Source organism: Blastococcus sp. DSM 46786, from assembly GCF_900109665.1.
GTDB classification, from domain to species: domain Bacteria; phylum Actinomycetota; class Actinomycetes; order Mycobacteriales; family Geodermatophilaceae; genus Blastococcus; species Blastococcus carthaginiensis.
Genome location: NZ_FOAO01000033.1, coordinates 22,983 through 33,582, shown reverse-complemented (window position 1 = coordinate 33,582; position 10,600 = coordinate 22,983). Strand labels below are relative to the sequence as shown.

Here is a 10,600-nt window from a genome sequence, read left to right as displayed (position 1 = left end):
TCGCCCGCGAGCTCTACTACGTCCTACGCCCCACCCAGTCGCCCGAAAACATCGCCTCGGCCGCTTGACGATCCATAGGAGCATCCTGATCACCAGGGAGCCCCGGACAGACGGACGGCCCGGCCACCGCGCAGGTGGCCGGGCCGTCCGTCTGCGTGGCTACAGGTACTGGCCGGTGTTGGTCGCCGTGTCGATAGCGCGGCCGGCCTCGTTGCCCTTCCCGCTGATGAGGGTGCGGATGTAGACGATCCGCTCGCCCTTCTTGCCCGAGATCCGCGCCCAGTCGTCGGGGTTGGTCGTGTTGGGCAGGTCCTCGTTCTCCTTGAACTCGTCGAGGCACGCCTGCATGAGGTGGCCGACGCGGAGGCCGCCGGTGCCGGTCTCCAGCCGCTCCTTGATCGCCATCTTCTTCGCGCGGTCGACGATGTTCTGCAGCATGGCGCCGGAGTTGAAGTCCTTGAAGTAGAGGACCTCCTTGTCACCGTTGGCGTAGGTGACCTCGAGGAAGCGGTTCTCCTCGCTCTCGGTGTACATCCGCTCGACGGTGCGCTGGATCATCCCGGCGATCGTCGACTCCCGGTTGCCGCCGTGCTCGGCGAGGTCGTCGGCGTGCAGGGGCAGTTCGGGCACCAGGTACTTGCTGAAGATGTCGCGGGCGGCCTCGGCGTCCGGCCGCTCGATCTTGATCTTCACGTCGAGCCGGCCCGGGCGGAGGATCGCCGGGTCGATCATGTCCTCGCGGTTGGAGGCGCCGATGACGATGACGTTCTCCAGCCCCTCGACGCCGTCGATCTCGCTGAGCAGCTGCGGCACGATCGTCGACTCGACATCGGAGGACACCCCCGACCCGCGGGTGCGGAAGATCGAGTCCATCTCGTCGAAGAACACGATGACCGGCGTGCCCTCGCTGGCCTTCTCGCGGGCCCGCTGGAACACCAGGCGGATGTGCCGCTCGGTCTCCCCGACGTACTTGTTCAGCAGCTCGGGGCCCTTGATGTTCAGGAAGTAGGACTTCGCCTGGTTGACGCCCTCGCCCTTCACCGCAGCGACCTTCTTGGCCAGCGAGTTGGCCACCGCCTTGGCGATGAGCGTCTTGCCGCAGCCGGGGGGGCCGTAGAGCAGGATCCCCTTCGGCGGGCGGAGCTGGAACTCGCGGAACAGCTCCGCGTGCAGGAACGGCAGCTCGACGGCGTCGCGGATCTGCTCGATCTGCCGGGAGAGGCCACCGATGTCCGCGTAGTCGATGTCGGGGACCTCCTCGAGGACGAGCTCCTCGACCTCGCTCTTGGGGATCCGCTCGTAGACGTAGCCCGACCGGCTCTCCAGCAGCAGCGAGTCACCGACGCGCAGCGGCTGGCCGGCGAGCGAGTCGGCGAGGTAGACGACGCGCTCCTCGTCGGTGTGCCCGATGACCAGCGCGCGCGGCGTCACGCCGTCGACCGGCTCGAGCAGCTCCTTGAGCATGACGACGTCGCCCTGGCGCTCGAAGTCGCGCGCCTCGACGACGTTCATCGCCTCGTTGAGCATGACCTCCTGGCCGGTGCGCAGGCCCTCGACCTCGACGTTCGGCGAGACGGAGACCCGCAGCTTGCGGCCGCCGGTGAAGACGTCGACCGTGCCGTCCTCGTAGGAGGTGAGGAAGACGCCGTAGCCCGACGGGGGCTGACCGAGCCGGTCGACCTCCTCCTTGAGCGTGACCAGCTGCTCGCGGGCGTCCCGCAGGGTGCCGGCCAGCTTGTCGTTGCGCTCGGACAGGAAGGCGGCACGGCCCTCTGCCTCCGCGATCCGCTCCTCCAGCGCGCGCACCTGGCGCGGGCTGTCGGCCACCTTGCGGCGGAGCAGGCCGATCTCTTCCTCGAGGTAGGAGATCTGGCTGAGCAGCGAGGCCACGTCACGCTCACGCCGCGCCTTCAGCTCGTCAGGACCCAGGCCCATCACGCACCTCCGCACTGTCGGGGGAGCCAGGACGCAAATCTATACACGCGGACGGACAGTTCGCCGTGGGCTCGCGGAGGTCGCGACGGGCTGCTAGAGGCACCGGCGGAGCGCCGCCTCCGACTCCTCCGCAGCGGATCCCGGGACCCGCGGCGGTCGCTCCCGGCCCACCACGCAGGACGTCGGCGGGCACGGCCACCTAGTCGACGAGGTCGAGCGCGGCGCCGACCAGCGAGTCGACGTCGAGGCCGTGGTACCGGTACACGCTGTCCAGGTCACCGCTCTGCCCGAACCGGGTGACCCCCAGGTGCGCGGCCGGCGCACCGCGGACCCCGGCGAGGAACGCGAGCGTGTGCGGGTGACCGTCCAGGACGGTGACCAGCGGGGTGGCCCGGTCGGCCGGGAACACGCTGTCGAGCACCCACGGCGAGGCGTCGTCGAGGCCTCGCCGCGCCTGGGCGGCGCGGAAGAGCAGGCCCGGGCTGGTCACCACGACGACGTCGGCGGGGAAGCCCAGCCCGTCGAGCCGCTCGGCGGCGGCCAGCGCCTCGGGCACGACCGCACCCATCGCGGCCAGCGTGACCGCCGGGCGGGGTACCCGCCGCAGCGGGTACGCCCCCGCCACCACCTGGCGACGGCGCCGATCGCGCGCGGCCGGGTCGGCCGGCACGGCGGCGAGGGCCTGCTCGACCGGGCGGGTGGACAGCCGCACGTAGGCCGACTGCCCGCCCGGACGGCCCATCTGGCCGAGCGCCGCGAGCAGGCACCACTCCGCGTCGAGGGCGAACGCGGGCTCGTAGGACAGGCAGCCGGGCTGCTCCAGGCCGATCGACGGCGTGGTGATCGACTGGTGCGCGCCACCCTCGGGCGCCAGCGTCACCCCCGACGGCGTCCCGACCAGCAGCGACTGGCCGCCGGCGTAGATGGTGAACGACCACGGCTCCAGCGCCCGCTCGACGAACGGGTCGTAGAGGACGCCGATGGGCAGCAGCGGCTGCCCCCAGCGCGACCAGGTCGCGCCGAGCTCGCCGATCGCGCCGACCAGGTTCGTCTCGGCGATGCCGAGCTCCACGTGCTGGCCCGAGGGCTGCTCCCGCCAGTGGAGGATCGTCTCGGCGTCGTCGGCGAACCAGTCACGGCGGTCCTCGTGCGACCAGACGCCGACCTTGTTGACCCAGCCGCCGAGGTTGGTCGAGCTCGACACGTCGGGGCTGACGGTGACCACCCGCCGGCCGACCTCCGGCGCGGCGCGGTTGAGGTCGAGCAGCGTGCGACCCAGGGCGGCCTGCGTCGTCGCCGTCCCGGAGGGCGTGCGGCCGAGGTCCGCGGGCACGTCCGGCGCGCCGGCGTCGTCGACCGGGGTGCGGGCCAGGCGGGCGGCCGCGTCGGCGAGCAGGCCGGCCGGGGCGCTGCCGGGCGGGAACCCGGCCCACGGCTCGGCCGGGTCGACGCCGACGCGGGCGGCCAGCTCGGCGAGCTGGGCCTCGGTCAGCAGCGCCGAGTGGTTCTGCGGGTGCCCCTCGGTGGCCAGGCCGTAGCCCTTGAGCGTGTAGGCGATGACGACGGTGGGGCGGCTGTCGTCGATCTGCGCGAACGCCTGGCGCAGCGCGGCGAGGTCGTGCCCGCCGAGGTTGCGGACGGCGGCCACCAGGTCCGCGTCCGGCACGTCGGCGACGAGCGCGGCGACCGCGCCGGCGCCCGGCCCCTCCCCCGGCAGCTCGCGGCGCACGTCCGCCGCCGGGCGGCGCAGCAGGCGCTGGTACTCGGCGTTGCTCATGCCGTCGATGCGGTCGCGCAGCTCCGGGCCGCCGGGGCGGGCGAACAGCTCCTCGAGCAGCCGCCCGTACTTGACGGTGAGCACCTGCCACCCGGCCGCGGTGAACATGCCCTGCAGGCGAGTGGCACCCATGGTGGGGACGACGCGGTCCAGGGACTGCCGGTTGAGGTCGACGACCCAGTTCACCTCGCCGAGCTCGGCGACCATCGGGTCGAGCACGGCCTCCCAGACAGCGCCCTCGTCCAGCTCGGCGTCGCCCACCAGCGACCACTGGCGCCCGGTGCCGCCCGCGCCGAACTGCGTGTTGACGTAGCGGCGGGCCAGCGCACCCCAGATGGGGGCGGTCGCGCCGATGCCGACCGACCCGGTCGAGTAGTCGGCCGGGACGGGGTCCTTCAGCCGCGAGGGGTAGGACTGCAGCCCGCCGAAACCGCGCAGCGTGGTCAGCCAGGAGGCGTCGAGCTGGCCGAGCAGGAACTCCAGGGCGTGCAGCACCGGGCTGGCGTGCGGCTTGACCGACACGCGGTCCTCGGCGGTCAGCTGCTCGAGCCACAGCGCCGTCATGATGGTGACCATCGAGGCGCTGGACGCCTGGTGACCGCCGACCTTGAGGCCCGACGGGTTCGGCCGCACCCGGTTGGCGTGGTCGACGATCGCCGTCGCCAGCCACAGCACCCGCTGCTCGATCTCCCGCAGCGCGGCGTCGTCCGGAGCGTCGGCGTGGGCCGTCCTGGGCGCGAGGTCGGTCACGTCTGGTCTCCTCCGGCTGTGCTGGGGCGAGGACCAGGCGCGCCTGCCGCGCCACGGTCCCGTCGATCATCCGCCCGCCTGCCCACGTCGCGCGCGGCACCGGCCCCTGCGGCGGGGCGGTCCTCCCTCCCGGCCGCGTTCAGTGCTTCTGGGCCCGGCGCTGGCGGATCGGGGCGACGGCGCCCTCGGCGAGGCGGCGGGCGGTGACGAGGAACGCGGTGTGGGCCACCATGCGGTGCTCGGGGCGGACGGCGAGGCCGACGGCGTGCCACGGTCGCAGCAGGCTCTCCCAGGCGTAGGGCTCGGTCCAGACGCCCTGCGCGCGCAGCGCCTCGACGTAGGTGGACAGCTGGGTCACCGTGGCCACGTAGCCGACGAGCACGCCGCCCGGGCGCAGCGCGGCGGCGACCGTGGGCAGCACCGCCCAGGGCTCGAGCATGTCCAGGACGACGCGGTCGACGACCTCATCGGCCGGGTGGTCGGCGAGGTCGCCCAGGCGCAGGCTCCAGTTGCCCGGCACCTCGCCGAAGAAGGCGCCGACGTTGGCCCGCGCCACGTCGAGGAAGTCCTCGCGCCGCTCGTAGCTGGTGAGCGAGCCCTCCGAGCCGACCGCGCGCAGCAGCGAGCAGCTCAGCGCGCCCGACCCGGCGCCGGCCTCCAGCACCCGCATGCCCGGGCCGACGTCGCCGAAGCCGACGATCTGGGCGGCGTCCTTCGGGTAGATGACCTGGGCGCCGCGCGGCATGGAGAGCACGTAGTCGGCCAGCAGCGGCCGCAGCGCCAGGTATCCGGTGTTGGCGGTGGAGTGCACCACCGAGCCCTCGGGCGCCCCGATGAGGTCGTCGTGCTCGATCGCGCCGCGGTGGGTGTGGAACTGCTTGCCCGGGGTCAGGACGACGGTGTGCAGCCGGCCCTTGGGGTCGGTCAGCTGCACCCGGTCGCCGGCGACGAACGCCCCTTCCACGGGCTCGGCCCGCTGCACGGGCGCCTGTTCCCCCAGCTGCTCCGCCGCCTCCTCGGCCGGCGCGGGCTGCGCCTCCTCGACGACGTCGGTCCCGGGCTCCTGCTCACTGGTCACGGGCGACCAGCCTACGGACGGTGCCGGTGTGACCCGGGACGCCGATGCGGCGCGGGCGCTCGGAACTGTCGGAGGAGCCACCTAGCCTCGGGTGCATGACGGCGATGGTGCAGACCGACCCGGCGACCGGCACGCCCGCGGAAGGCGCCGCGGTGCCCGGTGACGCGACGGCACCCCGCCGCCCGTCCCTCTCCCCCAGCCGGGCGGCCGACTTCAAGACCTGCCCGCTGCTCTACCGCTTCCGCACCATCGACCGGCTGCCCGAGCGCAAGAGCCTCGCGGCCGTCCGCGGCACGCTGGTCCACTCCGTGCTGGAGCGCCTCTACGACCTCCCCCCGGCGCAGCGCACCCCGGAGAGCGCCCTGCAGCTGGTCGAGCCTGCCTGGGCCGAGCTGCGCGACGAGCCGGGCATCGCCGAGCTGTTCGAGACCGGGCAGGACGAGGGCACCGAGAGCGACGCGAACGCCCCCGAGTCGGTGGCGGCCTGGCTGGCCTCGGCGGGGAAGCTGGTGGAGAAGTACTTCTCGCTGGAGGACCCGCGCCGCATCCAGCCGGCCGGCCGCGAGGAGCTCGTGGAGGTCACGCTGCCCGACGGGCTGCTGCTGCGCGGCTACGTCGACCGGCTGGACGTCGCCCCGAACGGTGCGCTGCGGGTGGTCGACTACAAGACCGGCTCGATGCCCCGCGAGGCGTTCGAGTCCAAGGCGCTGTTCCAGATGAAGTTCTACGCGCTGGTGCTGTGGCGCACCCGCGGGGTCGTCGCCGCCCAGCTGAAGCTGCTCTACCTCGGCGACGGCGACGCGCTGACCTACGCGCCGGAGGAAGCGGAGCTGGTCCGCTTCGAGCGCACGCTCCTGGCCATCTGGTCGGCGATCGAGCGGGCGGTGGCCACCGGCGAGTTCCGGCCGAACAAGAGCCGGCTGTGCGGCTGGTGCGACCACCAGGCCCTCTGCCCGGCCTTCGGGGGCACTCCCCCGCCGTTCCCCGCCGACGCCGCCGCGGCCGCGGGCTGGCGGACGACGCTGCCGGTCACCCCGGTCTGAGCCCTGCCGATCACACCGGTCCAGCGCAGGTCGGGGGGCGCTCAGCGGCCGGCGAGCGGCGCCGAACACCCCGCGGCGAGGACCTCGACGAGCTCGGCCACCCCGATATCCACCAGCGTGTTCCACAGGGTCAGACCCGGCGCCGGCGGCACCGGTTGCATCGCCGGCACCCCGAGCACCGCCATTCCGGCGGCCAGCCCGGAGGTGACGCCCACCAGCGAGTCCTCGACCACGACGCAGGCGGACGGCTCCACGCCCAGCGCGACGGCCGCCTGCAGGTAGGGCGCCGGGTCGGGTTTGCGGGCGGGCACCTCGTCCCCGCACACGGTGACGTCGAACGGGCTGCCGCCCAGGTCCGCCGCGATGCTGCCCAGCACGATGTCGGCGAGCCGGCGCGGCGTCGTCGTCACCAGGGCCGTGCGCAGCCCCGCAGCCCGGACAGCCGCGACCAGCTCGCGGGCGCCGGGCCGCCACGGGATCCCCGTGCCCATGAGCTCGGCGACCCGGTCCTCGACCCACCGGGCGTCGGCCTGCAGCTGCTCCTCGGTGCGGACGATCCCCAGATCGGCGTGCAGCACCTGCATCGAGTGGCGCATGCTCGTCCCGACGGTGCGGGCCCGCGCCTCCGGCGACATGCGGCCGCCCAGCGAGGCGGCGAGCTCGAACATCGCCTCACCCCAGTACTCCTCGGTCTGCACCAGCGTGCCGTCCATGTCGAACAGGACGGCGGCGAGCTCGTTCGGCATCAGGGCTGCGACGTTCCTTCGCGACGGGGCTCCCGGGCGCACGAGGCGCGCAACGGGGACGGGTGGACGAGGCTCGACCGCTCCCGGCCCGGCAGCCGTCCACGCGGTGGGTGTTCCGCGGGTCCGAGTCTCCCAGCCCGCGCGGCGCCACCGGGACAGCGCCCCTCGGAGCGGACCGGAGTGGCGGCACCGGCCGAGCCTGCGGACGCGGTACCCATCACGCCTGCGCGGGAGGCGGGTTCCTCGGACCGCACGAGCAGTGGACGGCCCCCTCGTCGGAGGCAGAGCACCGGAGGCCGCTCCAGGACCCCTGGTGGCGGGCCGATGAGCGAGAGGTGAGGGCAGTGGGAGCCGAGCCGGTGTCCCGGGACGTCGCCTCCCCGCGGGCGATGGCCCAGACCCTGGCGCTCTTCTACGTCGCCGGGGGGAGCACCGCCGTCCTGGCCGCCTGCGGCGGGACCGACCAGGCCGTGCGCCGCGGGCTGATCGCCGGGATCGGCCTGCTGGCCGTGGCGGTGGGCGCCGCGCTGTTCCGGTGGGACGTCGCCCCGCCGCGCGTCGTCCAGGGCGGGCTGGTCACCGCAGGCAGTTGCCTGATCGGTGCCGTCGTGCTGATCGCGCCCGATGCCACCACCGCTGTGATCCTCGCGTCGGTCAGCGCCTTCGTCGGCGTGATGGCCTGCTTCTTCGCCGACCGCCGACCGCCGACCGCCGGGTGGCCGTGGCCCACGTCGTGACCGTCGTCGGCGTCACCACGGCGGCCCTGCTGCTGCGCGGTGACGCGTCGGCCGCCAGCGCCGCGGCCCTCGCGGTCGTCGTGAGCACCCTGGCCTCCGTCACCCGCACCCTGGTCGTGCGTGCCTCCGACGCAGGCAGCGACGCCCTCACGGGGCTGGCCAACCGGCGTGGGTTCGACGAGGCGCTCGGCGAGCACGTCCGGCGAGCCGACGTCCCGCTGTCGGCGGCGCTGCTGGACCTCGACCACTTCAAGCTGATCAACGACACCGACGGGCACGAGGCCGGCGACCGCCTCCTGCGCCGGGTCGCCGGCAGCTGGCGGCAGGCGCTGCCGGGCAGTGCGCTGCTGGCCCGGCACGGCGGCGACGAGTTCGCCCTCCTGCTGCCCGGCCTGGACGGCAGCGAGGCGCTGGCGCTGGTCCGGCGCCTCTGCTCGCTGGTGCCCGACGTCGGCGTGTCGGCCGGCGTCGCCCAGCGCTGCCCGCAGGACACCGCCGCCCAGCTGATGCGCCGCGCCGACCTGGCGCTGTACCGGGTCAAGGCCGACGGCCGCGGGGCGGCGGCGCTGCACGCCGACGACCCACCCGAGGCCGCCGCGTCCCGCTGACGGCCGGGCGGCCCCACCGCTGGAGGGCGGATCAGGCCGGCCGGGTGCCGACCAGGGTGGCGAACGCGATCACGTTGTCCTCGTAGCTGCGGGCGGAGGAGTCGAAGTCCCCGCCGCAGGTGATCAGCCGCAGCTGCGCGTCCTCGGTGTTTCCGTAGACCTCGAGGGTCGGGAAGTCGTCCTTCGGGTGCCGCTCGACGCGGTCGACGGCGAACACCGCGACCGTGCCGTCCGCGCGGGCAACCTCCACCTCGTCCCCGGGCTGGAGGGCACCGAGGTCGAAGAAGATGCCCGGCCCGTGCTCGGCGGAGTCCACGTGCCCGAGCAGCACCGCCGGTCCGACCGCCCCGGGAGCCGGGCCGCGCTCGTACCAGCCCGCCTGGTCGTCGGGGCCCAGCGGCGGCACCTCGACGGTGCCGTCGTCGTTCAGCCCCAGCCGCAGCAGGTCGCTGGTCACGCCGATGGCGGGGACGCGCACCGATACCGGCTCGGCCACGGCCTCCGCCGCCGGCTCAGCGGCCGGCGTTCCCGGGGCGGCCGGCCCGGCCGGGGTGGAGGGCGTGCCGGACGTGGACGGTGTCGCGGGCGTGGCCGGCGTCGCGGAGGTGGACCGCTCGGTCGCAGCCGCGGGCTGGGGGGCCTGCCGCTGCCCGGTCACGGCCACGACCACGGCGAGCACGGCCACGAGGGCCAGGCCCGCAGCCAGCACGATCCACCTGCGGGTGTTCGGTCGACGGCCGTCCTGCTCGCTCACGCGGGGTCCTTCCGGGAGTGGTGGAGGGGGTGCGGGCCGCGCGGGAGGCGTGCTGCCCCCCGCGCGGCCCGGAGCCGGATCAGGCCTGGTCGGCCTGACGACGGCGGTAGGCGACGGTGCCCGCGGCGACCGCACCGGCCGCGGCCAGGGCGCCGATCCCGATGGCGGCCTGGTTCTCGGTGCCGGCCGTGCTGCCGGCGCCGGTCTCGGCACCGCCCGCGGGAGCGGCGCCCATCTGGGCGGTCTCGAGCACGCCGCAGGCGGCCGGGGCGGTGGCCTCCATGGGCAGCGACGGGTCGAGGTCGCTCATGACGTCGCCGTCGTAGGCGCCGCTGCCGTTCTTGTCGACGCCGTGGAGCACCAGGACGGCGGTGCCGTCCTCGAACGCCGCGTGCACGTCGTCGCTGACCTCGAAGGTGCGCTCGTAGCTGATCGAGCCGCCCTCGGCGGTCGGGAACCGGTCGATCGCCAGCCCGCTGTCCGGGCTGGTGTCACCGGTCGTGGTCAGCGAGGACCCGATCGCGCCGTAGTAGGGCGCGCCCTCGGTGACGCTGACGAAGCCGTCACCGTTCTCGTCGTCGGCGTCGGTCGGGCACTGCCCCTGCGCACCGATGTGGAAGTGCTGGGCGTGCGGCGAGCCGGCCAGGAGGCCCGAGGCCTCGATCATGACGGTGGCCGTGTTGCCGTCGAGGGTCACCATGCCGGTGCCCTGGACGCCGGACTGGTTGAGCGCGCCGAGGTCGGCCTGGTAGCTGTGCGCGCCCTCGTGCGCCGAGGCGGTGGACACCGCGAGCAGCGGGAAGGCCGCGGCGGCCAGGGCGACGGTCGGGAGTGCGAGTGCCTTGCGCATGGTCTGCTCCTCTGGTCGGAAGGGGCGGCGGTCGAGGACCGTCCACCCGTCGTGCCGGCCGGCGCGCTCTGCACCGACCGTGGTTCCGGTCCGGGGACCGAGCAGCGCGCCGATCCCCCGGCGCCGTGCTGCACGACCTTCATTCGGGACCCGGTGCCGGATCGGTTCACCCGGTCTTGGGGGGCCCGTGACCACACGGGTGGTGGTTGACCGGGACGATGCCGTCCCGGAGGCCGGCCGCGCCCCGGGCAACCGGAAACCCGGCTTGGAACGAAGGACGGGCATGACTGCTTCGCGACAGGTCCGCCGGCGGAGGGGAACC

9 protein-coding genes are annotated in these 10,600 nt (G+C 74.3%); 3 read left to right on the top strand and 6 right to left on the bottom strand.

The window, feature by feature from the left end; translation table 11 throughout:
• Positions 1 to 159: 159 nt before the first annotated feature.
• From arc to BMW62_RS21460, 3 genes are all read right to left on the bottom strand, one after another.
• Positions 160 to 1,935, bottom strand: a complete 1,776-nt coding sequence (gene arc / locus BMW62_RS21470; RefSeq protein WP_091935568.1) for a proteasome ATPase — start codon at positions 1,933 to 1,935, stop codon at positions 160 to 162.
• A gap of 199 nt (positions 1,936 to 2,134) precedes the next feature.
• Complete coding sequence (locus tag BMW62_RS21465; protein WP_139206345.1) at positions 2,135 to 4,462, bottom strand: transketolase-like TK C-terminal-containing protein; 2,328 nt, start codon at positions 4,460 to 4,462, stop codon at positions 2,135 to 2,137.
• 139 nt (positions 4,463 to 4,601) lie between these two features.
• On the bottom strand, positions 4,602 to 5,444 hold the full coding sequence (locus BMW62_RS21460) for a methyltransferase domain-containing protein (RefSeq protein WP_170852515.1): 843 nt from the start codon (positions 5,442 to 5,444) through the stop codon (positions 4,602 to 4,604).
• Between the two features lie 191 nt (positions 5,445 to 5,635).
• On the opposite strand from BMW62_RS21460, the gene BMW62_RS21455 reads away from it, so the two are divergent.
• Positions 5,636 to 6,583, top strand: a complete 948-nt coding sequence (locus BMW62_RS21455; protein ID WP_244524211.1) for a RecB family exonuclease — start codon at positions 5,636 to 5,638, stop codon at positions 6,581 to 6,583.
• 41 nt (positions 6,584 to 6,624) lie between these two features.
• Here BMW62_RS21455 and BMW62_RS21450 read toward each other — a convergent pair whose 3' ends face one another.
• Positions 6,625 to 7,329, bottom strand: coding sequence for an HAD family hydrolase (locus BMW62_RS21450; RefSeq protein WP_091935565.1), 705 nt, complete (start codon positions 7,327 to 7,329; stop codon positions 6,625 to 6,627).
• 335 nt (positions 7,330 to 7,664) lie between these two features.
• Here BMW62_RS21450 and BMW62_RS22875 point away from each other — a divergent pair, with 335 nt between their 5' ends.
• The gene (locus BMW62_RS22875) at positions 7,665 to 8,066 is read left to right on the top strand and encodes a hypothetical protein (protein WP_170852513.1); all 402 of its coding nucleotides are present in this window, start codon (positions 7,665 to 7,667) and stop codon (positions 8,064 to 8,066) included.
• Positions 8,051 to 8,674 (top strand): GGDEF domain-containing protein, encoded by a 624-nt coding sequence (locus BMW62_RS21445; RefSeq protein ID WP_170852512.1) that lies wholly within the window; start codon positions 8,051 to 8,053, stop codon positions 8,672 to 8,674. Before BMW62_RS22875 ends, BMW62_RS21445 begins: the two co-directional genes overlap by 16 nt.
• 31 nt (positions 8,675 to 8,705) lie before the next feature.
• Here BMW62_RS21445 and BMW62_RS21440 read toward each other — a convergent pair whose 3' ends face one another.
• A complete protein-coding gene (locus tag BMW62_RS21440) occupies positions 8,706 to 9,428 on the bottom strand; it encodes a class F sortase (RefSeq protein WP_244524210.1) in 723 nt (240 codons plus the stop codon).
• 79 nt (positions 9,429 to 9,507) lie between these two features.
• Positions 9,508 to 10,278 (bottom strand): hypothetical protein, encoded by a 771-nt coding sequence (locus BMW62_RS21435; RefSeq protein ID WP_091935559.1) that lies wholly within the window; start codon positions 10,276 to 10,278, stop codon positions 9,508 to 9,510.
• Between the last annotated feature and the right edge of the window lie 322 nt (positions 10,279 to 10,600).

Bases quoted from the DNA above. Each gene is read 5' to 3' on its own strand.
- arc (WP_091935568.1), bottom strand. From the start codon at position 1,935: ATGGGCCTGGGTCCTGACGAGCTGAAGGCGCGGCGTGAGCGTGACGTG.
- BMW62_RS21450 (WP_091935565.1), bottom strand. From the start codon at position 7,329: ATGCCGAACGAGCTCGCCGCCGTCCTGTTCGACATGGACGGCACGCTG.
- BMW62_RS21455 (WP_244524211.1), top strand. From the start codon at position 5,636: ATGACGGCGATGGTGCAGACCGACCCGGCGACCGGCACGCCCGCGGAA.
- BMW62_RS21435 (WP_091935559.1), bottom strand. From the start codon at position 10,278: ATGCGCAAGGCACTCGCACTCCCGACCGTCGCCCTGGCCGCCGCGGCC.